We start from the raw sequence: 22,435 nt of genomic DNA, 5'->3' as shown, positions 1-22,435 counted from the left end.
ATCGAGCGGTCATCCCAAGGGACACCTCGGCAGAGTCCCCAGGACGGTTCGCCAGCCGCGATGGCATTCAATCACTTACCGCAGGGCGTGCACGACGCCTTGGGCCCATTGTCCGTCACGCCAGTGACACACTCGATGCCGATGGCCAAGAATCACCGATCCGAACGACCCTCGTCTCCGGCCGCCTCGCGACCCGATCCGGGCACCATCCTGGACCGGCTCGCCTCGGGCCCTGGCCGGGCTTCGCGCATCACTCATACGGAGCACTTGCCCCCGCGTACGGGCCGCCATGCCGTCTGGCCCGACCGGATTCGCGCCGAGGTCGTCGCGGCCGTCCAGGCCGCCGGTATCGAACACCCCTGGGCCCACCAGGCACTGGCCGCCGAGCACGCCCTGGACGGCGACAACGTGATCGTCGCCACAGGCACCGCCTCGGGCAAGTCGCTCGCTTACCTCGTGCCGGTCCTCTCCCGCCTTCTGGACGGCTCCGAGGCGCCCAACGGCCGTGGGGCGACCGCGCTGTACCTCGCCCCGACCAAAGCCCTCGCAGCCGACCAGCGCCGTTCGGTGAAGGAACTTTCACAACCTTTGGGAAACGCGGTACGCCCGGCCGTGTACGACGGCGACACTCCCGTCGAGGAACGCGAATGGGTCCGCCAGTACGCGAACTACGTCCTCACCAACCCGGACATGCTGCACCGGGGGATACTCCCGTCCCACCCCCGCTGGGCCTCCTTCCTGAAGTCGCTGAAGTACGTCGTCATCGACGAGTGCCACACCTACCGCGGTGTCTTCGGCTCCCACGTCGCCCAGGTCCTGCGCCGGCTGCGCCGCCTGTGCGCCCGCTACGGCGCCTCCCCCGTCTTCCTGCTCGCCTCGGCCACGGCCGCCGAGCCGTCCGTCGCGGCCGGCCGTCTGACGGGCCTCCCGGTCGTCGAGGTCGCGGACGACGCCTCACCCCGTGGTGAACTGGTGTTCGCCCTCTGGGAGCCCCCGCTCACCGAACTGCACGGCGAGAAGGGCGCTCCCGTCCGCCGAACGGCCACCGCCGAGACGGCCGACCTGCTGACCGACCTCACTGTCCAGGGCGTGCGCTCGGTGGCCTTCGTGCGCTCCAGACGCGGAGCCGAGCTGATCTCCGTGATCGCCCAGGAACGCCTGGCCGAGGTCGACCGCTCGCTGGCCCGGCGGGTGGCCGCCTATCGCGGCGGCTACCTCCCCGAGGAGCGCAGAGCCCTTGAACAGGCCCTCCACTCCGGCGAGCTCCTCGGCCTCGCCGCCACCACCGCCCTCGAACTCGGCATCGACGTCTCCGGGTTGGACGCCGTCGTCATCGCCGGCTACCCGGGCACCCGCGCCTCCCTGTGGCAGCAGGCGGGCCGCGCCGGACGTGCCGGACAGGGCGCGCTGGCCATCCTGGTCGCCCGCGACGACCCGCTGGACACCTTCCTCGTCCACCACCCGGAGGCCCTGTTCGACCAGCCGGTCGAGTCGACGGTTCTCGACCCGGACAACCCGTACGTCCTGGCCCCCCACTTGTGCGCGGCGGCGGCCGAATCGCCCCTGACCGAGAAGGACCTGGAACTCTTCGGCCCCGCAACCGCTGCCCTGCTGCCCCAGTTGGAGGCCGCGAAGCTGCTTCGTCGCCGCACCGGCGGCTGGCACTGGACCCGCCGCGAGCGGGCCGCCGACCTGGCCGACATCCGGGGCGGGGGCGGCAACCCGGTCCAGATCGTCGAGGAGGGCACGGGACGGCTGCTGGGCACGGTCGACGCGGGGGCCTCACACACGGCTGTGCACGAGGGGGCGGTCCACCTCCACCAGGGCCGTACCTATCTCGTCCGCTCCCTCGACCTGGCGGACTCGGTCGCCCTGGTCGAGGAGGCGAACCCGCCGTATTCGACGGTCGCCCGCGACACGACGTCCATCGCCGTCCTGGAGACGGACACCGAGATCCCCTGGGGCGACGGCCGCCTCTGCTACGGCTCCGTCGAGGTCACCAACCAGGTCGTCTCCTTCCTGCGCCGACGGGTCATCACCGGTGAGGTCCTGGGCGAGACGAAGCTCGACCTCCCTCCTCGGACGCTGCGCACCCGTGCCGTGTGGTGGACGGTCACGGAGGACCAGCTCGACGCCGCCCGCATCAACCCGGAGATCCTCGGCGGCGCCCTGCACGCCGCCGAACACGCGTCGATCGGCATGCTGCCCCTGTTCGCGACCTGCGACCGCTGGGACATCGGCGGCGTCTCCGTCCCGCTCCACCCGGACACCCTTCTTCCGACGGTCTTCGTGTACGACGGCCATCCGGGCGGCGCCGGCTTCGCGGAGCGCGCCTTCCACACGGCTCGTTCCTGGCTGACGGCCACCCGGCAGGCCATCGCCTCCTGCGAGTGCGACGCCGGCTGCCCGTCCTGCGTCCAGTCCCCCAAGTGCGGCAACGGCAACGAGCCCTTGCACAAACGCGGGGCGGTGCGCTTGCTGACGGTTCTGCTTCAGGGAGCACCGGAGGAGAAGACTCCGGACGGGAAGGGCTGAGGCCGGGGCTCGCCTCACGGCGACGGCCCAGTCGGCCCCAGAGGGCCGACGGGTCCCGGCGGACCCGCCCTCGACCTGACCTCGGCCGCGAACAGGCCCCGTCCCGCTGCCACCGTCAGGTCCGACGTCTCGCCCACCATCGCGCACCGAACGAGCCGGGTGCCCTGCGCCGCGGCCACCCGGTCCGCCCGAGCACAGGCCTCCGAGGCGCCCTCAGGCCAGTGGTCCGCCGCCGCGAGCGCCGCCAGATCCGCACCGGCGGCGGCCCGATGCCGGGCCACAGCGGCCTGCCCCATGGCGAGCACCACGCCGAACACCACACACAGGACGGCGATGGCGCCCACGCTCCACACAGTCGCGGAGCCGCGGTCGGAGCGGAACGGACGACAGGAAACAGCTCTGAGCAGCCGCCCTCGCCTCCCGATTCCCAGTGGCCTCATGTGCCCACCCCCACCGTCTCCTCCGCCAACGCCACCGCTTCGTGCGCCACATCGACGGTGAGACCACCGAGCCCCGGCGGCTGGGCCACCACCTCCACGCGCACGAGGTCGCCCTCCCTGGTGACGGTGACCTCCGCCCCGCGCGGGGCCGCGCCGCGAGCCACCTCGGCGACCGCGCCGGGCGGGTCCTGCCGGGCGGCGGCCCGGGCACCGGCCCGGGCCGCGTCCACGCACTGGATCTCCGCGGCGGCGACGAGCAGGGCCCAGACCAGCGCCATCGAGAACAGCACCAGCGCGGGCAGCACCACCGCGGCCTCGGCGGTCACGAACCCCCGGTCCCGGAACCGCCCGACATCCCGCTCCTGGCCGGGGCGTTCACATCTTGGCATCGAGGGCCTTCTTCACGATGGCCTGCAATTCCGAGCTGACCTGCCCGCTCGTCACCACCTTGTAGAGCACCGCGGCGAACGCCACCGCCGCGATGATGCCAACGGCATATTCGGAGGTCACCATCCCGGCATCCCGCCGCGCCGCCAGCGCCACACGCGTCCTGCACACCAGGGCACACATCCGCACCCGCACCACTGTGAACATCTCAACTCCCGTAAGTTTTCAGCCTTGTCTATGGCTTGTTTGTCGTGGACCTGTTGTCGTGGGTCTGTTGTCGTGGGTGTGTTGTCGGCTTGTTGTCGATCAAGATCCGCCGATGACCTGCTCCTGAGCACTCACCCCTCGCGTCATCCACCACCCCCGCCCAGCAGCCCGTCGGCCAGCCCCATCACCACGGGCAGTACGCCGACCGCGATGAAGGCGGGCAGGAAGCAGAGGCCCACCGGCGCGGTGACCATGACGGCCGCCCGCCGGGCCCGTTCCGTCGCCGTGCGGCCCCACTCGGCGCGGGTGTCGGCGGCGAGACGCGCGACGGGCCCCGCCGCGGGGACGCCGGACTCGTCGGCCCGCTCCAGCAGTCCCGCCAACGGGCCGGCTCCCGGTATCGACGCCAACCTCCGCCAGGCTTCGGCCGGTTCGCCGCCGAGCCGTACCTCCGCCGCACCTCGTGCCAGCCGCTCCCCGACCGGCCCCGCCAGCGCTTCACCCACCGCCTGGGCGGCGATCACCGGACCGGCGCCGGCCGCGATACACGCCGCCAGCAGGTCGGCCGCAAGCGGAAGCTGCCGAGCCGCCTCGGCGGTGTCGACAGCCTCCGCCGCCGCATCACCGACCGACCGCCGCAGTCGCCACCACCACAGCCCGACCCCGGCGACCAGCCCCACCACCACGCCGGCCACACCGCCGACCAGCACCCACCCGCCGCTCACCGCACCCGCCACGGGCAGCCACCGCCGCACGGCACTCCGCGCCCCGAACCGCCGTTCCACCGCTGCGCGTTCCCGCCGCAGTTCCAGCGCGAGCAGCCGGGCCAGCCTCCGGCGCACCCGCCGCTCACGCCGTACGACCCCGATCCACCGCAGCAGCCACCCCAGGGCCAGCACGACCCCGAGCGATACCCCCAACCTGTGGAAAACCTCCGCGCTCATACCGACTCCCCTCTCCGCGCGCCCTCGGCAGCCGCACCGAGGCGGCCCCCGTCACTCACTCCGCCGGCCCTCATGCCGTCTCCGCTCCCCGCACGATCCGCAGTGCCCACCACAGGCCGACGCCTTCCAGCACCCCGCCGACCAGCAGGCAGCCCAGTCCGGCGCCGGTGTGCAGCAGCACGTGCAGGGGGTCGGCGCCCAGGGCCGTGCCCAGGACCAGTCCCAGCACCGGCAGGCCGGCGAGCATCACCGCCGTCGACCGGGCACCCGCCAACTGGGCACGCAGGTCCGCACGTTGGTCCCGGTCGGCGCGCAGGGCCCCTTCGAGGCGGTCGAGTCCGGCCGCCAGCCCGGCACCCTGATCCACAGCCACCCGCCAGCACGCCGCGAGACCCAACAGCCCCTCCGCGCCCGGTTGTCGGGCCGCCACGGCGAGCGCCCCGGGTACGTCACCGCCGAACCGCGCGGCCGCCAGCACCGACGCCTGCGCCTCGCCGAGCCCGCCGGAGTCACGTGCCGCCCGCAACAGCGCCTCCCCCGGCTGCCGCCCGGCGCGCACCTCGCCGGCGAGCGCCCCGCACAGCGCGATCACCTCGTCGCCGCGCCGCTCCCGTGCCCGGCGCACCTCACCGGCCCGCCGTACCCGGCGCAGCAACGGCACCCCGGCCGCGCCCGCCAGCGCCGGCACTACGGAGGCGCCCAGCAGCGCCACCACCAGCCCGACGGCCACCGACCACCACTCGGCCCGCAACCACGCACGCAGCCGCCGCAGTTCACCGACCGCCTGCTTCCACGGAGGGGGCCCCGTGCCCAAGGGCCCGCCCCCGGCGAGCAGCAACTCCGCCCGGCGTGCCCCCGGATTACGCCCGCCCAGCAGCCAGCAGAGCGACACCACGCACACCCCGGCCACGCCCATCGCCAACGCTCCTGTCCCGGTCATGTGCCTTCACCTCCCTGCCCCTTGTCGCCGACGGCGCGGAGCAGCCCCCGCAGCCGCTCCCAGCCCCGCTCGTACGCGAACGCCTCCTCGCCCCACCGCAGCGCCGGAACCGTCACCACCAGCCCCGACGGGTCCCGCTCCAGCACATGCACCTCGGCGATCCGGCGCCGCCCGGCCCGGTCGCGGACGAGGTGCAGGACCACCGACAGCGCGGCCGCCAACTGGCTGTGCAGCGCGGCCCGGTCGAGCCCGGCAGCCGTACCCAGTGCCTCCAGCCGCGCCGGTACGTCCGCCGCTGCGTTCGCGTGCACCGTCCCGCAGCCGCTGTGACCCGTGTTCAGGGCGGCGAGCAGATGCACCACCTCGGCACCTCGGACCTCCCCGACCGCCAGTCGGTCGGGCCGCATCCGCAACGCCTGCCGCACCAGGTCCTGGAGCGTGACCAGGCCCGCGCCCTCCTGGTTGGCGGGTCTGGTCTCCAGGTGCACGACGTGCGGATGCTCGGGCCGCAGCTCCGCGGAGTCCTCGGCGAGCACGATCCGCTCGCCCGGGCCGACCAGCCCCAGCAACGCGCTGAGGAGAGTGGTCTTGCCACACCCCGTACCGCCGCTGACCAGGAAGGACAGCCGTGCGTCGAGCAGCGCCCTCAGCACCCGGTCGCCGCCCGGCGGTACCGTCCCCGCGGCCATCAGCTCATCCAGGGTGAACGCGCGCGGCCGTACCACCCGGAGCGACAGACAGGTGCAGCCGACGGCCACCGGCGGCAGTACCGCGTGCAGGCGGGTCCCGTCTGGCAGCCTGGCGTCGACCCACGGCCGGGCGTCGTCGAGGCGCCGTCCGGCCACCGCGGCGAGGCGCTGCGCGAGCCGCCGTACGGCACCCGCGTCCGGGAAGGAGACGTCGGTCAGCTCCAGTCCGCCGCCCCGGTCCACCCACACCCGGTCCGGGGCCGCCACCAGCACGTCACTGACCGACGGATCGGCGAGCAGCGGCTCCAGCGGGCCGGTGCCGACCAGTTCCGACCTCAACCGCTCGGCGGCGCCCAGCACTTCGGCATCCCCGAGGACCCGTCCCTGCTCCCGCAGTGCCTGTGCCACGCGCGCGGGCGTCGCCTCGGCCCCGCTCTCGGCCAGCCACTGCCGTACGCCGTCCAGCAGGCCGGTCGACGCGCCCGGCCCCTCGTCCCAACGTCCGCCGCTCATACGCTGCCTGCCTCGGCCAGCGCCCGCTCCCAGAACATGGTGCAGAACCGGGCCAGCGGTCCGCGTACGGCCGCTCCTGGGGGCGCCTTGCCCTCGTGCGGGCGGGACAGCGCCGATTCGACGGGGACCTCACCGGCCAGCGGCAGATTGAGCAGCCGGGCCACTTCGTGGTCGTCCAGCCCGGGTGTGTACGGCCCCCTTACGGCCACGCGCAGGTCGCGCAGGACCATGCCGACGGCGGACGCCACCCGGCCGGCCGCCGCGACGGCGCGCAGTTCACCTGGGACCACCAGGAGTCCGACGTCCAGTTGGGCGAGGACTTCCGCGACGCCGTCGTCGACGCGGCGAGGGAGGTCGACGACGACAGCGCCGCCGCTCCGTCTGGCCGCGGCGAGCACCGCTCGTACGGCTTGGGGCGGGACGGACACGCTGTCTCCGCGGTCCCAGCTCAGCACCCTCAGGGAGTGCAGTTTCGGCAGCGACTCCTCCAGGGCGCCGCCGCCGACCCGGCCTCGCGAGGCGGCGAAGGCCGGCCAGCGCAGTCCGTCGGCCGTCTCGCCACCGAGGAGTACGTCGAGTCCGCCGCCCAGCGGATCCGCGTCCACGAGCAGGGTGCGCAGTCCCTCACGCGCGGAGGTGACGGCGAGCGCGCAGGCCAGCGTGGACGCTCCCGCGCCGCCCCGGCCGCCGATGACGCCCACCGTGAGCGCGGGCCTGCCGACGCCCTCGGCGACGTCGGCGATCCGGTCGACGAGCCACTGCTCGCCGTCGGGCAGCATCAGGACGTGATCGGCGCCGATCTCGACGGCCCGCCGCCAGACCCCGGAGTCGTCCTGGTCGCGCCCGACCAGCACCACGCCCCGTCGGCGCGCGGCCCCACGTACCCGTCGTACGGCGTCGTCGCCGACCAGGACGAGGGGTGCCGCCTCCCAGCCACCGCCTCGCTCGGGTACCCCGTGGTGCACTTCGGGTGTGGCTCCGGCCGCCGCGCACAACCGCAGCAGGTCGTCCAGCAGGTCGGCGTCCTCGGTGACGATCAGCGGTCCGCTCTGCCGTCCCTCGGCCCCGGCCCGGTCGTTGTCGTGTGTGATGGCTCCCGCCATGTCTTCCAGCCCCCTTCGCCATATACGCGGCCGACGGAATCCGGCCGTACGCGCCCGGCAAACGGAACCGGCCATGAACTCGCCGCGAGCGGGACGCGCTGGAATCACGGTGCAGCGAACCCGGAAAACAAGTGGATCTTGAGTGAAATCTGTGGACAACTCGGTGGTTGTGGATATCGGCATCACCCAAACAGGTGAGCACTCTTCGACTTTCCACAGAGCACTGCGTCAGCTACACACAGTGACGAGCCCTGGGCATGCAAAAGAGGCGGCCGGAGCCGCCTCGGACGGCACCAGGGCCGCGGACAGTGTGCTGGGGAAGAAAGAAAACCCACCCGGACATGCGACGACCCCCGCCGGGGGGGAGAGCGGGGGTCGTCCCCACGGTTCGACTCGGGGGGGGGAGGAGCCGGACCGGGTTAGCACGGTCGCGAACGATCCGTGACTTCCATGGTGTACCCGAGAGCCTTCTCGGGCAAACCCGCGTGCCACTCCTTAGGCCGAATGGTGGGCGCCTATGCTCAGGCTCGTGGAAAACCACTCCTTGCCCCGCACAGCCGCCTTCTTCGACCTGGACAAGACGGTCATTGCGAAGTCCAGCACGCTCACGTTCAGCAAGTCGTTCTACCAAGGCGGCCTGATCAACCGCAGGGCCGTCCTGCGTACCGCGTATGCCCAGTTCGTCTTCCTGGCGGGCGGTGCCGACCATGACCAGATGGAGCGCATGCGCGAGTACCTGTCCGCGCTGTGCCGCGGCTGGAACGTCCAACTGGTCAAGGAGATCGTCGCCGAGACACTGCACGACCTGATCGACCCGATCATCTACGACGAGGCGGCCTCCCTCATCGAGGAGCACCACACCGCCGGCCGAGACGTGGTGATCGTGTCCACATCGGGCGCCGAGGTCGTCGAGCCGATCGGTGAACTGCTCGGTGCGGACCGGGTGGTGGCCACGCGGATGGTCGTCGGCGACGACGGCTGCTTCACGGGCGAGGTGGAGTACTACGCGTACGGGCCGACGAAGGCCGAGGCGATCAAGGAGCTGGCCGAGTCCGAGGGATACGACCTCGCCCGCTGCTACGCCTACAGCGACAGCGTCACCGACATCCCCATGCTGTCGTCCGTCGGCCATCCGCACGCCGTGAACCCGGACCGCGCGCTGCGCCGGGAAGCGGTCGCCCGCGGGTGGCCGATCCTGGACTTCCACCGCCCGGTCCGGCTGAAGCAGCGCCTGCCCGCGCTCTCCGTGCCGCCGCGTCCGGCCCTCGTCGCCGCTGCCGCGATAGGTGCGGCGGCCGCCACGGCGGGCCTGGTCTGGTACGCGAACCGGCGCCGTCCGACGGTCGTCTGAGCCGCCTCCCGCACCCCGTCCGGAGCCATCCGGCACACCGGCGCCCGATTCATTCCCGTTTGAGGATAAAAGTAAAGAAGTGCAGCCAGGGCTTCCGCTTACACCGGTCCAGGAGTAGAAAGGACTCAACGGCCCGCGAGACCAAGGACATCCGAAAGGATCACCTTTATAACGCATTTGGCCCCACGGACCCGAGTATGAACACTGGGCACCCACGCGACGTCGACCCGTCGATTACGGGCCAGCCGCACCAGGCGACGGGCAGAGTTCCCGACCTGATGGGCAAAAATCCGAGGACGCTTGGTAACCGAGTGGACATGCTGGCGGCGGTACGAATCCTCGTACCGCCGCAACCCGTTGAAGGCCCTCCGCGGAGGGCCTTTTCGTTTCCCCTGTGCCGTCTTTCCTACGCCGCCCCGCGTTGCAGCGCCTCGCACACCGCCGTCGATTCACGGGCTCCGAGTTCGACCGCCCGGCCACAGTGGGCGATCCACCGCGCCATGCCTTCCGGGGTGCCGGAGACATAGCCGTCGAGCGCCGCCAGGTAGGCAGCGCGGCCCGGTTCGGCGTGGCCGACCTCGGCCGGGCACACGGACTTCGGGTCGAGGCCGCTGCCGATCAGGACGATGCGCTCGGCCGCGCGCGCGACAAGGCCGTTGTGGGAGCCGAAGGGTCGCAGTGCGACGAGTTCGCCGTGCACGACCGCGGCCGTGACCAGGGCGGGGGCCGAACCTCCCGCGATGATCAGCTCCGCGAGTCCCTCCAGCCGTCCGGACACCTCGGCCGCGCTCGGCAGCGGAAGTTCGACCAGTGGCTCGTCGACCGGCTCGCCGTCCTGCCGCGGGCGCCCCACCTCGTCGGCCGTACCCGCGGCGGCGACCAGATGCAGCCGGGCCAGGACCCGCAGCGGCGACTGGCGCCAGATGGACAGGAGCTGGCCGGCCTCCGCGGTCAGCCGGAGGGCCGCGCCGACCACCCGGGCCTCGTCGTCACCGCTGAAGTCGGTGCGCCGACGCACCTCTTCGAGGGCCCAGTCAGCGCCGGAGAGGGCAGCGGAACCGCGCGCACCGCGCAGTGCCGCCTCGCCGGTGATCTCGTTGCTGCGCCGCCGCATGATGCGATGGCCGTAGACCCGGTCCACGGCCTTGCGCACGGACTCCACGGAGTCGGCCACCCCGGGAAGGGATCCCAGGGCCGCGAGCGGGTCGGCGGTCGCGCCTGTCGTACTCATGAGTACGACCCTACGCACTCCGGGAAGCGGGCCGACCCACGAAGGAGTGGACTTCCTCACGCCCATGGACACCCTGGGCGGTCGCTCCACTACCGTTAGTGAACATGAAAATTGCTTTCGTCGGGAAGGGCGGCAGCGGCAAGACCACGCTGTCCTCCCTGTTCGTCCGTCACCTCGCGGCCTCCGGGGCGCCGGTCCTCGCCATCGACGCCGACATCAACCAGCACCTGGGCGCCGCACTCGGCCTCCACGACGCCGAAGCCGCCGCGATGCCCGCGATGGGCGAGCGGATGGAGCTGATCAAGGAGTACCTCCGCGGCAGGAACCCCCGGATCTCCGGCGCCGACGCGATGATCAAGACGACCCCGCCCGGCGAGGGCTCGCGGCTGCTGCGGATCCAGGAGACCAATCCGGTGTACGACGCCTGTGCGCGGCCGGTGGAACTCGACGGCGGCGCCGTCCGTTTGATGGTCACCGGCCCGTTCACCGAAGCCGATCTCGGAGTGTCCTGCTACCACTCCAAGACGGGCGCGGTGGAGCTGTGCCTGAACCACCTCGTCGACGGCCCGGGCGAGTATGTCGTCGTCGACATGACCGCCGGCTCCGACTCCTTCGCGTCCGGCCTCTTCACCCGCTTCGACATCACGTTCCTCGTCGCCGAACCGACCCGGAAGGGGGTCTCCGTCTACCGCCAGTACAAGGAGTACGCACAGGACTTCGGGGTCGCCCTGAAGGTCGTCGGCAACAAGGTGCAGGGCCAGGACGACCTCGACTTCCTCCGCGCCGAGGTCGGGGACGATCTCCTGGGGACGGTCGGGCACTCCGACTGGGTGCGCGCCCTGGAGAAGGGCCGGCCCAGCCGGTTCGAGCTCCTGGAGGACACCAACCGGCGTTCCCTGCGCCTCCTGCACACGGCCGTCGACGCCACGTACGAACGGCGTGACTGGGAGCGCTACACGCACCAGATGGTGCACTTCCACCTGAAGAACGCCCACTCCTGGGCGAACGCCCGCACCGGGGTCGACCTCGCGGGCCAGGTCGACCCCGGTTTCGTGCTGACCGAACAGATGGCGGCTACCACCGTCTGAGAACCGCGTCCGGCAAGCGCGCCTACCGTTTGGCCGCCGGGGCCCCCGGGACTCCCTTGGGCGCCGGCGCCGGGCCGGCCGCCAGGAAGGTCTTCCAGCCCTCCTTCGGGGCCTCACCCACTTGGAGTGTGCGCAGCTTCTCCAGGGTCCGCGGATCCTGTGCGTCCAGCCAGTCGGCGAGCTGCCGGAAGGAGACGCAGCGGACGTCCGACTTCGTGCAGACGCGTTCGATGACCTCCTGGACGGCGCGCATGTAGACGCCGCCGTTCCAGGACTCGAAGTGGTTGCCGATGAGCAGGGGGGCGCGATTGCCGTCGTGGGCGCGCTCGAAGCCCTTGAGGAGGCCGTCGCGGTACTGGTCGCCCCAGTACTCGTGCCGGCCCTCGTCGCCCGTGCGCGCACCGGACTGGTTCATGTAGAAGTTGTAGTCCATGGTCAGCGTCTCGAAGCGGCGGCCGGGCATCGGGACGAGCTGCATGGACAGGTCCCACAGGCCCTTCTTCTTCGCGGGCCAGAGCTGTTCGTCGACACCGCTCGTGTCGTAGCGGAAGCCCAGTTCGCGGGCCGCGCTCATGAAGTTCGCCTGCCCTTCGAGACAGGGCGTGCGGGCGCCGACGAGCTCCTTCTCGTAGTCGAAGGGCAGCGGGGACGCCTTCTTCATGCCCGTGGTGGTCTTCCAGGACTTCACGAAACGTTTCGCCTGGGCGATCTCGTCCTTCCAGTCCTCCACCGACCAATCGCCGACGCCTCCCCCACTGCCACAGAAGTGGCCGTTGAAGTGGGTGCCGATCTCGCTGCCCTCCAGCCAGGCGAGACGCAGTTGCTTCACGGTGTCGGCGATGCCCTGTTCGTCGTTGAAGCCGATGTCGGAGCGGCCCTGCGAGTGCTGTGGCGGCCGGTAGAGGTCGCGCTTGTCCTCCGGGAGCATGTACACACCGCTCAGGAAGTACGTCATCGCCGCCTTGTTGGCCTTGGCCACCTTGCGGAAGCGGGAGAACAGCCGCTGGCTGTCCTCACCCGCGCCGTCCCAGGAGAAGACGACGAACTGCGGCGGCTTCTGACCGGGCTTGAGGCGCTCGGGCCTGGGCTGGTAGGGCTGGGCTCCGGTGTACGCGGTGGAGCCGTCCCCGATCAGCCTGACCGCGCTCCTGGGCGCGGGGGCCGGCGCCGCCCTCTTCGAGCCATGCGTGTCCTCCTCGGCACCCGAGGAGCCGGAGTTTCCCGCGCCGCAGCCGGCGAGTGACGCGGCACAGGCCGCGACGGCCAGGACGCCTGCGGCGATCTTTTTGGTGACGGCCATGTCCGCCCACCTCTTCCTTCGTTCGGGCCGGCGCTTTCGGGCGCGGCGCCGTCAAGGTCACACGCGACCTGGAAGGAATTAGTACGACAAGCCGATGAAAAGCTCAGTTCGCTCACTGGAGTGATTGATTAACCCATTTGCCTCGAAAATATATACACGTCCTTTACTGTGCATTACGATCCATTTACCGAGCGTTGAATTATCCCGCCGCTGCACGCCGTGACCCACGGCCGCGACCCGACCCCCCGCCACAGGCGGGGGGACCCCCAGTTCCGCGACCGCGCTGCCCCGGAGGAGACGGGAAACATGTCTGCCTGCGTCCCCACTCGCGCCCCCGACACGACTCGGACAACGCGCATGCACCAGCCCCAGAGCCCCCCACCCCCGCCGACTCCACCCCGGCGCTTCCGCGTCGCGGGCGCCGATGTGTCGGCCTCGATCGCGGTCTTCCTGATCGCCCTGCCCCTTTCCCTGGGCATCGCCCTGGCCACCGGCGCCCCGCTCCAGGCCGGCCTGGTCGCCGCCGCCGTCGGCGGACTCGTCGCCGGACGGCTGGGCGGCTCCCCGCTCCAGGTGAGCGGCCCCGCCGCCGGACTCACCGTCGTCACCGCCGAACTCATCCAGCGGTACGGATGGCGGACGACCTGCGCCATCACCGTCCTCGCGGGGTTCGCCCAACTCGGCCTCGGCTGTCTGCGCGTGGCCCGCACCGCGCTCGCCGTCAGCCCCGCCGTCGTCCACGGCATGCTCGCCGGGATCGGCGTGACCATCGCCGTCGCCCAGCTGCACATCGTCCTCGGGGGTACGCCGACGAGCTCGGTCCTCGACAACGTCCGGGCGCTGCCTGCCCAGTTGGTCGGCCTGCGGCCCTCCGCCGTGTCGATGAGCCTGCTGACCCTGGCCCTGCTGCTGGCCTGGCCACGGATTCCCGGCCGGGCGGGGAGTGTTCTGCGCAAGGTGCCGGCCGCGCTCGTCGCCGTCAGCGGCGCCACACTCACCGCCGCGCTCGCCGGGCTGAGCCTGCCCAAGGTCGACCTGCCGTCCTGGCGCAGCCACGCGCTGGCCGGGCTGCCCGAGGGTCCCGTGCTCGGCGTCGCCGCCGCCGTGCTCACCGTCACGCTGGTGTGCAGCGTGCAGTCGCTGCTCGGCGCGGTCGCCGTGGACAAGCTGGTGGCGTCCCGGCCCGAGCTGCTCGCCTCCGGGCGGTCGGGATCCTCGGCCCGCGTCGGACGCTCCGACCTGAACCGTGAGCTGCTCGGCCAGGGCGCCGCCAACGTCGTGTCCGGAGTGCTCGGCGGACTGCCGGTCGCGGGTGTGGCCGTGCGGAGTTCGGCGAATGTGCAAGCCGGTGCCGTGAGCCGGAACTCCACGATGCTGCACGGCGTTTTCGTAGTAGTCGCCGCACTGCTGATGGTTCCGATCCTGGAGCTGATCCCGCTCGCCTCGCTCGCCGCCCTGGTGATGGCCGTCGGCATCCAGATGGTGTCCCTGCACCACATTCGTACGGTGACCCGCCACCGCGAGGTGCTGGTCTACGCGGTGACAACCCTGGGCGTCGTCGTCTTCGGCGTCCTCGAAGGAGTGCTTCTGGGCGTCGCGGTCGCCGTCGCCGTCGCCCTGAACCGACTGGCCCGCACCCGGATCACCTACGAAGAGAGGGACGAGGAGAGGGGAGGAGTCCATTACGTACACGTACGAGGACAGTTGACGTTCCTCGCGGTGCCCCGGCTCAGCCGGACCCTGCACCTCGTACCCCAAGGGGCCGACGCCGTCGTGGAGTTGGACGGGTCGTTCATGGACCACGCGGCGTACGAATCGTTGCAGCACTGGCAGAGCACGCACACCGCACAGGGCGGCACCGTCGAGGTGACCGGCCGGGCGGGGACCCGTATCGCGGAGCCCGCGGACGACTCCGGCTGCCGTTGTCGGCCCTGGACACCCTGGCGCAACCATCAGTGCGAGGGTCCGGAGTCCGGCCAGGGGGCCGGGGAGACGGCCGTGGCGTTCGGTGGGGCGAGTGGTTTCCCCGGTTCGACCGAGTCGGTGGGCTCCGTGCGGTCGGTCGGTGCCGTCGAGCCGAGCGGGCATCAACTGGCGCGCGGTATCAGCGCGTTCCAGCGGAACACCGCTCCGCTGGTGCGTGGTGAGCTGGCCAGGCTGGCGCGTGAGGGGCAGCAACCCTCCCAGTTGTTCCTGACGTGCGCCGACTCGCGCCTCGTGACGTCGATGATCACCTCCAGTGGTCCCGGCGACCTGTTCGTCGTACGGAACGTCGGCAACCTGGTACCGCTGCCCGGCGACGAGAGCGGGGACGACTCGGTGGCGGCCGCGATCGAGTACGCGGTGGACGTGTTGAAGGTGCGTTCCATCACGGTGTGCGGGCACTCCGGGTGCGGGGCCATGCAGGCGCTGCTGACCATGGAGCCGGACGGCACGCCGACGCCGCTGAGGCGGTGGCTGCGGCACGGGCTGCCGAGCCTGGAACGGATGGGCGCGACGGACCAGCCCTGGGCCCGGCTCGCCGGGCGGGCGCCCGCCGACGCGATCGAGCAGCTCTGTCTGACCAACGTGGTCCAGCAGCTGGAGCATCTCCAGGCGCAGGAGTCGGTGGCGCGGGCGATGCGGGAAGGTGCGCTGGAACTGCACGGAATGTATTTCCACGTGGGTGAGGCGCAGGCGTATCTGCTCACCGGGGAGGCGGACGAGGACAGGGTGTTCGATCATGTGCGGGCGGGCGGGCTGTCCGCCTGAGGGAGGGGCAAGGGGGCTGACGGGTGAACCGGGCGACCATCACGTACGTGACCTTGGTTGTCCCTCTCACCGAGAGGTATGCCGACGGAATCGGTCGACCGAAGGACTGCGGACCTAAAGGTCTAAACCAATTTTCCGTCGGCCCTTGTCAGCGGGCCCCCCGGTCTGATGAGCTGTGGCCTGGGACACAACGGCCGCCCCGGCAAAGCACCGCAAGGGAGATGTCGTGAGCAACGAAAGCCTGGCCAACCTGCCGAGGGAGGAGAGGGAAGTATGAGTGAGCCGTCCTCCCTCTCCAACCTGCTCAAGGAAGAGCGCAGGTTCGCGCCACCCGCCGAGCTGGCCGCAGCTGCCAACGTCACGGCGGAGGCGTACGAACAGGCCAAGGCTGACCGGCTCGGCTTCTGGGCCGCGCAGGCCCGTCGGCTGACCTGGGCCACCGAGCCGACCGAGACGCTGGACTGGTCGAACCCGCCGTTCGCCAAGTGGTTCAAGGACGGCAGCCTCAACGTCGCGTACAACTGCGTCGACCGGCACGTCGAAGCGGGCAATGGCGACCGGGTCGCCATCCACTTCGAGGGGGAGCCCGGTGACAGCCGGGCGATCACCTACGCCGAGCTCAAGGACGAGGTCTCCAAGGCCGCCAACGCCCTGCTGGAGCTGGGAGTCGGGAAGGGCGACCGGGTCGCCGTCTACATGCCGATGATCCCGGAGACGGCGATCGCGATGCTCGCCTGCGCGAGGATCGGCGCCGCGCACTCCGTCGTCTTCGGCGGGTTCTCCGCGGACGCGCTCGCCACCCGCATCCAGGACGCGGACGCCAAGGTCGTCATCACCACGGACGGCGGCTACCGACGCGGCAAGCCGTCGGCGCTCAAGCCGGCTGTCGACGCCGCCGTCGAGCGCGTCGACAACGTGCAGCATGTGCTCGTGGTCCGCCGTACCGGGCAGGACGTCGAGTGGCACGACGGCCGGGACGTGTGGTGGCACGAGATCGTCGAGCGGCAGAGCACCGAACACACGCCCGAGGCGTTCGAGGCCGAGCAGCCGCTGTTCATCCTCTACACCTCGGGTACGACGGGTAAGCCCAAGGGCATCCTGCACACCTCCGGCGGCTACCTCACCCAGGCCGCCTACACCCACCACGCCGTCTTCGACCTCAAGCCGGAGACCGACGTCTACTGGTGCACGGCCGATGTCGGCTGGGTCACCGGGCACTCGTACATCGTGTACGGGCCGCTGGCCAACGGCGCGACCCAGGTCATGTACGAGGGGACGCCGGACACCCCGCACCAGGGCCGCTTCTGGGAGATCATCCAGAAGTACGGGGTGACGATCCTCTACACGGCGCCGACCGCGATCCGTACGTTCATGAAGTGGGGCGACGACATCCCCGCCAAGTTCGACCTCTCCTCCCTCCGGGTGCTGGGGTCGGTGGGCGAGCCGATCAACCCCGAGGCGTGGATCTGGTACCGCAAGCACATCGGCGGGGACGCGACGCCCATCGTCGACACCTGGTGGCAGACCGAGACCGGCGCCATGATGATCTCCCCGCTGCCCGGCGTGACCGAGACCAAGCCCGGGTCAGCGCAGCGGGCGCTGCCCGGGATCTCCGCGACCGTCGTCGACGACGAGGCACGCGAAGTGCCCGACGGAGGCGGCGGCTACCTCGTCCTCACCGAGCCGTGGCCGTCCATGCTGCGCACCATCTGGGGCGACGACCAGCGGTTCATCGATACCTACTGGTCCCGTTTCGAGGGCAAGTACTTCGCGGGTGACGGCGCGAAGAAGGACGACGACGGCGACATCTGGCTGCTCGGGCGCGTGGACGACGTCATGCTCGTCTCAGGGCACAACATCTCCACCACCGAGGTCGAGTCTGCGCTCGTCTCGCACCCCTCCGTCGCCGAGGCCGCCGTGGTGGGCGCCGCCGACGAGACGACCGGGCAGGCCATCGTCGCCTTCGTCATCCTGCGCGGCACCGCCTCCGAGACCGACACCCTCGTCGCCGAACTGCGCAACCACGTCGGTGAAGTCCTCGGCCCGATCGCCAAGCCCAAGCGCATCCTGCCGGTCGCGGAGCTCCCCAAGACCCGCTCCGGCAAGATCATGCGCCGTCTGCTGCGCGACGTCGCCGAGAACCGGGAACTGGGTGACGTGACCACCCTGACCGACTCCACCGTCATGGACCTCATCCAGACGAAGCTGCCCGCGGCGGGCAGCGAGGACTGAGCAAGGAGCAGGAGACCAGAAGGGCAGAAGAAGAGAAGAGGACAGGAGGGGTTCCTCCGGGCGGTGCATTCCCCGCACCTTGGGTAGGCTGAAGATCGCGTCAACAACGCGACAAGATCCGCGAGGATCGCCAAGGTGCGCCGGGAAGTCTGGTCGGCATGCGTTCCGTGCTGCCCACCGACCGGAGGTCTCCCCGTGGCCACCCCCCGTACCGCCACCCGCAAACTCCTCGGACGGCTCTCGCTGCCCGAGCGGAGGTTCGTCGCGGAGGCCCTGCGGACCGAGACCGTCGGTGGGGTGCTGCTGCTCGTCGCCGCGATCGCCGCGCTGATCTGGGCGAACAGCCCGATCAAGGAAACCTACGAGGCCGTTCTCGACCTGCATGTGGGGCCCGCCGCCCTCGGGCTCGACCTCTCCCTCCAGCACTGGGCCGCCGACGGTCTGCTCGCGGTCTTCTTCTTCGTCGCCGGTATCGAACTCAAGCGCGAACTCGTGGCCGGGGATCTGCGCGACCCGAGGGCCGCCGCGCTGCCCGTCGTCGCCGCCCTGTGCGGAATGGCCGTACCGGCGCTCGTCTACACCCTCACCAATGTCACCGGCGGCGGTTCGCTCGCCGGCTGGGCCGTGCCCACGGCCACCGACATCGCCTTCGCACTCGCCGTGCTCGCCGTCATCGGCACGTCCCTGCCGAGCGCCCTGCGCGCGTTCCTGCTCACGCTCGCCGTCGTGGACGACCTCTTCGCCATCCTGATCATCGCGGTGTTCTTCACCGACGAGCTGAACTTCGCCGCGCTCGGCGGCGCGCTCGTCGGCCTCGCCGTCTTCTGGACGCTGCTGCGCAAGGGCGTACGCGGGTGGTACGTGTACGTCCCGCTCGCGCTCGTCATCTGGGGGCTGATGTACAACAGCGGCATCCACGCCACCATCGCCGGTGTCTCGATGGGCCTGATGCTGCGGTGCACGACCCGCACCGAGGACGGGGAGAAGTGGTCGCCCGGCGAGCACGTCGAGCATCTGGTGCGACCTCTGTCGGCGGGCCTCGCGGTGCCGTTGTTCGCCCTGTTCAGTGCGGGTGTCTCGGTGTCCGGCGGGGTGCTCGGGGACGTGTTCACACAGCCCGAGACGCTCGGGGTCGTGCTCGGGCTCGTCGTCGGGAAGACGGTCGGGATCTTCGGTGGGACCTGGCTGACCGCCCGTTTCACCCGTGCCTCGCTCAGCGACGACCTCGCCTGGGCCGACGTCTTCGCCGTCTCCTCGCTCGCCGGGATCGGGTTCACCGTCTCACTGCTGATCGGTGAACTCGCGTTCGACGGCGACCCCGCGCTCAGCGACGAGGTCAAGGCCGCCGTCCTGACCGGCTCGCTCATCGCCGCGCTCGCCGCGACCGTACTGCTGAAGATACGGAACACCGGATACCGCAGGATCTGCGAGGCGGAGGAGCGGGACGACGACCTCGACGGCATCCCCGACATCTACGAGGAGCACGATCCGGCGTACCACCTGCGCATGGCCGACATCTACGAGGGGAAGGCGGCGGAACACCGGCGCATCGCCGGGCTCAGGGCCGCCGAACTGGAGGCCGCCGAACGTGACCGGCTTGCCGAAGTGGCGGGCGGGGCGGGCGACGGGGGTGACGGTCCGGCATGATCTGACACGTAGACGTCAGACACACGGTCAGGTTCGTACGCCAGGCGCGTACGTTCAGACAGCTGAGCAAGCGACCAATACACCCAAGACAACAGGGAGATCTCGATGAGCGCACCCGACGGCAGCCCGGTCGGCGCCGAACGCAGCATCGGCCAGTTGTTCGCCTCGGCGACGACCGAGATGTCCGCGCTGGTGCACGATGAGATCGCACTGGCGAAAGCCCAGCTCAAGCAGGATGTGAAACGCGGCGCGACAAGCGGCGGCGCGTTCACGGTGGCCGGCGCCGTACTGGTGTTCTCCCTGCCGATGCTCAACTTCGCGCTGGCGTACGCCATTCGGACCTGGAGCGACTGGAATCTCGCGGTCTGCTTCCTGCTCTCGTTCGCCGCGAACGTCCTCGTCGCCCTCCTCCTGGTGCTGGTCGGCGTCGTCTTCGCGAAGAAGGCCAAGAAGAGCAAGGGCCCGCAGAAGGTCGCCGCGTCCATGAAGGAGACGGCGGGCGTCCTCCAGAAGGCCAAGCCGCACCCCCGGCCCGCCCCGGTGAGTGACGCGGTCGAGGTTGTGGCACGCTCGTCCTCATGACGGACCCCGCCACACCCCCGGCGCCCTCCTCGTCGACACAGCCTGCCTCGGCCGTACGGCTCGACCTGCCCGGCGGGCGCGAGGTGATCCACCGGGATGTCGCCGCGAACGGCGCCCGGTTCCACATCGCCGAGCTGGGCGACGGGCCGCTGGTCATGCTCGTGCACGGGTTCCCGCAGTTCTGGTGGACATGGCGACACCAGCTGGCCGCCCTCGCCGACGCCGGTTTCCGGGCCGTCGCCATGGACCTGCGGGGCGTGGGCGGCAGCGACCGTACGCCCCGGGGTTACGACCCCGCGAACCTCGCCCTCGACATCACGGGCGTCGTACGGTCCCTGGGCGAGCCCGATGCCGCGCTGGTCGGGCACGACCTGGGCGGATACCTGGCGTGGACGGCCGCGGTGATGCGCCCCAAGCTGGTCCGGCGGCTCGTGGTGTCCTCGATGCCCCACCCCCGGCGCTGGCGCTCGGCGATGCTCTCGGACGTCAGGCAGACGGCCGCCGGCTCCTACATCTGGGGGTTCCAGCGGCCCTGGCTCCCGGAACGACAGCTCGTCGCGGACGACGGAGCGCTCGTCGGACGGCTGATCCGGGACTGGTCGGGGCCGAGGCTGCCGGACGACGAGGCGGTGGAGGCGTACCGCGCGGCCATGTGCATCCCGTCCACCGCGCACTGTGCGATCGAGCCGTACCGCTGGATGGTCCGCTCGATGGCCCGTCCGGACGGCATCCAGTTCAACCGGCGCATGAAGCGACCGGTACGGGTGCCGACACTTCATCTGCACGGTTCACTCGATCCGGTGCTGCGCACACGCAGCGCGGCCGGCTCCGGCGAGTACGTCGAAGCGCCGTACCGCTGGCGCCTGTTCGACGGCCTGGGACACTTCCCGCACGAGGAGGACCCGGTCGCCTTCTCGACGGAGCTGGTGAACTGGTTGAAGGACCCCGAACCGGACCGGTGACCGTGTCGGCACGGCCGGTATCCGAGGACGGGAACAGCTGTACTACGAACGGCCAATTGCCCGGCGCATAGGCCAATTCGGGGCCCCTGGGGCGGTTATCGACCTTGGGGCAGGGGCAGACGTCGGGGTATGGGCTGGACGCACGACTACAGTGACGCACCACGCAATCGCCGCTCGGGTCATGGCCTGAGCTCCCACCAAGGAGGTTCCCCGCACCTCGCGGGGACGGACCTGAGGGTGGGAATCCCGCGCATCCTGCGCCGCCGGGCCCGATGGGTCTCGGTGCGCCTGCGCCACCCACGCCCCTGAACCCCGTACCTCCGTACCGGGCTCAGAGCGCGCAGCTGTCGCTGTCCACCTGCTGGTTCGCGGTGCGCCCCTCTGCGATGTCCTTCTGGATCTCGTCCGCCGTGAGCGCGTAACCGGTGTTCGGGTCGTCGAGGGACTTCGCGAAGACCACGCCGTACACCTTGCCGTCGGGCGTCAACAGCGGGCCGCCGGAGTTGCCCTGGCGGACGGTCGCGTACAGGGAGTAGACGTCGCGGCGGACCGTGCCGCGGTGGTAGATGTCCGGGCCGCTGGCCGTGATGCGACCACGCACGCGCGCGGGACGGACGTCGTACGACCCGTTCTCCGGGAAGCCGGCGACGATCGCGCTCTTCCCGCTGTTCGCGTCCTCGGTGGCGAACCGCAGCGCGGGCGCTCGCAGATCGGGTACATCGAGGACGGCGATGTCGCGCTCCCAGTCGTAGAGGACGACCGTCGCGTCGTACTTCCTGCCCTCGCCGCCTATCTGGACGGTGGGCTCGTCGACGCCGCCGACCACGTGCGCGTTGGTCATCACGCGCCGCTCGCCGAAGACGAAGCCGGAGCCCTCCAGGACCTTCCCGCAGCTCTGGGCGGTGCCCATGACCTTGACGATGGAACGCTGGGCGTTGACGGCGACCGCGCTGTTGGCGAGCGCGGGGTCGGGCGGGTCGACGTCCTTGATGGGCTCGTCGGAGAACGGGCTGAAGACCTGCGGGAAGCCGTTCTGCGCGAGGACCGAGGTGAAGTCCTTGAACCAGGTGTCGGCGTCGGAGGGCAGTACCTCCTGCACCCCGGCCAGCACCTTGGAGCCGCGGACCTCCTTGCCCACCGTGGGCATCGTGGTCTGCGCGAGGGCGGCGCCGATCAGCCAGGCGACCAGGAGCATCGCGACGACGTTGACGAGGGCGCCGCCGGTCGCGTCGAGGGCCCGGGCGGGCGACCAGGTGATGAATCGGCGCAGTTTGTTGCCGAGGTGGGTGGTCAGGGCCTGGCCGACGGAGGCGCAGACGATCACGATGACGACCGCGACGACGGCGGCGGTCGTGTTCACCTCGGCCTCGTCGGTCACGCCGTCCCACACGACGGGCAGCAGATAGACGGCGACGAGACCGCCGCCGAGGAAGCCGATCACCGACAGGATGCCGACGACGAACCCCTGGCGGTAGCCCACGATCGCGAACCACACGGCGGCGACCAGCAACAAGATGTCCAGCACGTTCACGA

19 protein-coding genes are annotated in these 22,435 nt (G+C 70.9%); 9 read left to right on the top strand and 10 right to left on the bottom strand.

Annotated elements, in window-relative coordinates:
• Positions 1–60: 60 nt before the first annotated feature.
• Positions 61–2,535, top strand: a complete 2,475-nt coding sequence (locus PV734_RS23555; RefSeq protein ID WP_319291502.1) for a DEAD/DEAH box helicase — start codon at positions 61–63, stop codon at positions 2,533–2,535.
• A gap of 14 nt (positions 2,536–2,549) precedes the next feature.
• Here the strand turns inward: PV734_RS23555 and PV734_RS23550 are convergent, their stop codons facing one another.
• The 7 genes from PV734_RS23550 to ssd form a co-directional block, all read right to left on the bottom strand.
• A complete protein-coding gene (locus PV734_RS23550) occupies positions 2,550–2,975 on the bottom strand; it encodes an Rv3654c family TadE-like protein (RefSeq protein ID WP_319092684.1) in 426 nt (141 codons plus the stop codon).
• Complete coding sequence (locus PV734_RS23545) at positions 2,972–3,364, bottom strand: TadE family type IV pilus minor pilin (RefSeq protein ID WP_319291499.1); 393 nt, start codon at positions 3,362–3,364, stop codon at positions 2,972–2,974. The genes PV734_RS23550 and PV734_RS23545 overlap by 4 nt, the downstream gene beginning before the upstream one ends.
• On the bottom strand, positions 3,351–3,569 hold the full coding sequence (locus PV734_RS23540; RefSeq protein WP_319092686.1) for a DUF4244 domain-containing protein: 219 nt from the start codon (positions 3,567–3,569) through the stop codon (positions 3,351–3,353). Before PV734_RS23540 ends, PV734_RS23545 begins: the two co-directional genes overlap by 14 nt.
• Positions 3,570–3,712: 143 nt before the next feature.
• The gene (locus PV734_RS23535; protein WP_319092687.1) at positions 3,713–4,513 is read right to left on the bottom strand and encodes a type II secretion system F family protein; all 801 of its coding nucleotides are present in this window, start codon (positions 4,511–4,513) and stop codon (positions 3,713–3,715) included.
• Between the two features lie 70 nt (positions 4,514–4,583).
• Positions 4,584–5,453, bottom strand: coding sequence for a type II secretion system F family protein (locus tag PV734_RS23530; RefSeq protein ID WP_319291496.1), 870 nt, complete (start codon positions 5,451–5,453; stop codon positions 4,584–4,586).
• Complete coding sequence (locus PV734_RS23525; RefSeq protein WP_319291494.1) at positions 5,450–6,655, bottom strand: TadA family conjugal transfer-associated ATPase; 1,206 nt, start codon at positions 6,653–6,655, stop codon at positions 5,450–5,452. Before PV734_RS23525 ends, PV734_RS23530 begins: the two co-directional genes overlap by 4 nt.
• A complete protein-coding gene (gene ssd, locus PV734_RS23520) occupies positions 6,652–7,758 on the bottom strand; it encodes a septum site-determining protein Ssd (RefSeq protein ID WP_319291492.1) in 1,107 nt (368 codons plus the stop codon). The genes PV734_RS23525 and ssd overlap by 4 nt, the downstream gene beginning before the upstream one ends.
• A 517-nt stretch (positions 7,759–8,275) precedes the next feature.
• Here ssd and PV734_RS23515 point away from each other — a divergent pair.
• Positions 8,276–9,109: an HAD-IB family hydrolase gene (locus PV734_RS23515; protein WP_319092692.1), complete on the top strand. Its 834-nt coding sequence runs from the start codon at positions 8,276–8,278 to the stop codon at positions 9,107–9,109.
• Positions 9,110–9,515: 406 nt separating this feature from the next.
• On the opposite strand, the gene PV734_RS23510 is transcribed toward PV734_RS23515, so the two are convergent.
• The gene (locus PV734_RS23510; protein WP_319092693.1) at positions 9,516–10,340 is read right to left on the bottom strand and encodes a Fic family protein; all 825 of its coding nucleotides are present in this window, start codon (positions 10,338–10,340) and stop codon (positions 9,516–9,518) included.
• 104 nt (positions 10,341–10,444) lie between these two features.
• On the opposite strand from PV734_RS23510, the gene PV734_RS23505 reads away from it, so the two are divergent.
• Positions 10,445–11,428: an ATP-binding protein gene (locus PV734_RS23505; RefSeq protein ID WP_319092694.1), complete on the top strand. Its 984-nt coding sequence runs from the start codon at positions 10,445–10,447 to the stop codon at positions 11,426–11,428.
• Between the two features lie 22 nt (positions 11,429–11,450).
• Here PV734_RS23505 and PV734_RS23500 read toward each other — a convergent pair whose 3' ends face one another.
• Positions 11,451–12,728, bottom strand: a complete 1,278-nt coding sequence (locus PV734_RS23500; RefSeq protein ID WP_319291489.1) for a hypothetical protein — start codon at positions 12,726–12,728, stop codon at positions 11,451–11,453.
• Positions 12,729–13,034: 306 nt separating this feature from the next.
• On the opposite strand from PV734_RS23500, the gene PV734_RS23495 reads away from it, so the two are divergent.
• The 6 genes from PV734_RS23495 to PV734_RS23470 all read left to right on the top strand — a co-directional run bounded on the left by PV734_RS23495 (position 13,035) and on the right by PV734_RS23470 (position 21,211).
• On the top strand, positions 13,035–15,479 hold the full coding sequence (locus PV734_RS23495) for a SulP family inorganic anion transporter (RefSeq protein WP_319092696.1): 2,445 nt from the start codon (positions 13,035–13,037) through the stop codon (positions 15,477–15,479).
• A gap of 273 nt (positions 15,480–15,752) precedes the next feature.
• Positions 15,753–17,711 (top strand): acetate--CoA ligase, encoded by a 1,959-nt coding sequence (acs, locus tag PV734_RS23490; RefSeq protein WP_319291486.1) that lies wholly within the window; start codon positions 15,753–15,755, stop codon positions 17,709–17,711.
• 195 nt (positions 17,712–17,906) lie between these two features.
• The gene (gene nhaA, locus PV734_RS23485) at positions 17,907–19,358 is read left to right on the top strand and encodes a Na+/H+ antiporter NhaA (RefSeq protein ID WP_319291483.1); all 1,452 of its coding nucleotides are present in this window, start codon (positions 17,907–17,909) and stop codon (positions 19,356–19,358) included.
• 105 nt (positions 19,359–19,463) lie between these two features.
• Positions 19,464–19,940, top strand: a complete 477-nt coding sequence (locus PV734_RS23480) for a phage holin family protein (protein ID WP_319092699.1) — start codon at positions 19,464–19,466, stop codon at positions 19,938–19,940.
• Positions 19,937–20,902: an alpha/beta hydrolase gene (locus PV734_RS23475; RefSeq protein ID WP_319092700.1), complete on the top strand. Its 966-nt coding sequence runs from the start codon at positions 19,937–19,939 to the stop codon at positions 20,900–20,902. The genes PV734_RS23480 and PV734_RS23475 overlap by 4 nt, the downstream gene beginning before the upstream one ends.
• Positions 20,903–21,031: 129 nt before the next feature.
• Entirely contained in the window at positions 21,032–21,211 is a 180-nt protein-coding gene (locus PV734_RS23470; RefSeq protein WP_319092701.1) for a hypothetical protein, read from the top strand.
• Between the two features lie 22 nt (positions 21,212–21,233).
• Here PV734_RS23470 and PV734_RS23465 read toward each other — a convergent pair whose 3' ends face one another.
• Positions 21,234–22,433 carry a MarP family serine protease gene (locus PV734_RS23465; RefSeq protein WP_319291480.1) on the bottom strand — a complete coding sequence of 400 codons (1,200 nt, stop codon included), beginning with the start codon at positions 22,431–22,433 and terminating at the stop codon, positions 21,234–21,236.
• Between the last annotated feature and the right edge of the window lie 2 nt (positions 22,434–22,435).

Source organism: Streptomyces sp. AK08-02 (assembly GCF_033795085.1).
Taxonomy (GTDB): Bacteria; Actinomycetota; Actinomycetes; order Streptomycetales; family Streptomycetaceae; genus Streptomyces; species Streptomyces echiniscabiei.
Note: the sequence above shows the minus strand (reverse complement) of the source record. Positions and strands in the feature narration are given on the sequence as shown.

Bases quoted from the DNA above. Each gene is read 5' to 3' on its own strand.
- PV734_RS23555 (WP_319291502.1), top strand. From the start codon at position 61: ATGGCATTCAATCACTTACCGCAGGGCGTGCACGACGCCTTGGGCCCA.
- PV734_RS23550 (WP_319092684.1), bottom strand. From the start codon at position 2,975: ATGAGGCCACTGGGAATCGGGAGGCGAGGGCGGCTGCTCAGAGCTGTT.
- PV734_RS23545 (WP_319291499.1), bottom strand. From the start codon at position 3,364: ATGCCAAGATGTGAACGCCCCGGCCAGGAGCGGGATGTCGGGCGGTTC.
- PV734_RS23540 (WP_319092686.1), bottom strand. From the start codon at position 3,569: ATGTTCACAGTGGTGCGGGTGCGGATGTGTGCCCTGGTGTGCAGGACG.
- PV734_RS23535 (WP_319092687.1), bottom strand. From the start codon at position 4,513: ATGAGCGCGGAGGTTTTCCACAGGTTGGGGGTATCGCTCGGGGTCGTG.
- PV734_RS23530 (WP_319291496.1), bottom strand. From the start codon at position 5,453: ATGACCGGGACAGGAGCGTTGGCGATGGGCGTGGCCGGGGTGTGCGTG.
- PV734_RS23525 (WP_319291494.1), bottom strand. From the start codon at position 6,655: ATGAGCGGCGGACGTTGGGACGAGGGGCCGGGCGCGTCGACCGGCCTG.
- ssd (WP_319291492.1), bottom strand. From the start codon at position 7,758: ATGGCGGGAGCCATCACACACGACAACGACCGGGCCGGGGCCGAGGGA.
- PV734_RS23515 (WP_319092692.1), top strand. From the start codon at position 8,276: ATGCTCAGGCTCGTGGAAAACCACTCCTTGCCCCGCACAGCCGCCTTC.
- PV734_RS23510 (WP_319092693.1), bottom strand. From the start codon at position 10,340: ATGAGTACGACAGGCGCGACCGCCGACCCGCTCGCGGCCCTGGGATCC.
- PV734_RS23505 (WP_319092694.1), top strand. From the start codon at position 10,445: ATGAAAATTGCTTTCGTCGGGAAGGGCGGCAGCGGCAAGACCACGCTG.
- PV734_RS23500 (WP_319291489.1), bottom strand. From the start codon at position 12,728: ATGGCCGTCACCAAAAAGATCGCCGCAGGCGTCCTGGCCGTCGCGGCC.
- PV734_RS23495 (WP_319092696.1), top strand. From the start codon at position 13,035: ATGTCTGCCTGCGTCCCCACTCGCGCCCCCGACACGACTCGGACAACG.
- acs (WP_319291486.1), top strand. From the start codon at position 15,753: ATGAGTGAGCCGTCCTCCCTCTCCAACCTGCTCAAGGAAGAGCGCAGG.
- PV734_RS23480 (WP_319092699.1), top strand. From the start codon at position 19,464: ATGAGCGCACCCGACGGCAGCCCGGTCGGCGCCGAACGCAGCATCGGC.
- PV734_RS23475 (WP_319092700.1), top strand. From the start codon at position 19,937: ATGACGGACCCCGCCACACCCCCGGCGCCCTCCTCGTCGACACAGCCT.
- PV734_RS23470 (WP_319092701.1), top strand. From the start codon at position 21,032: ATGGGCTGGACGCACGACTACAGTGACGCACCACGCAATCGCCGCTCG.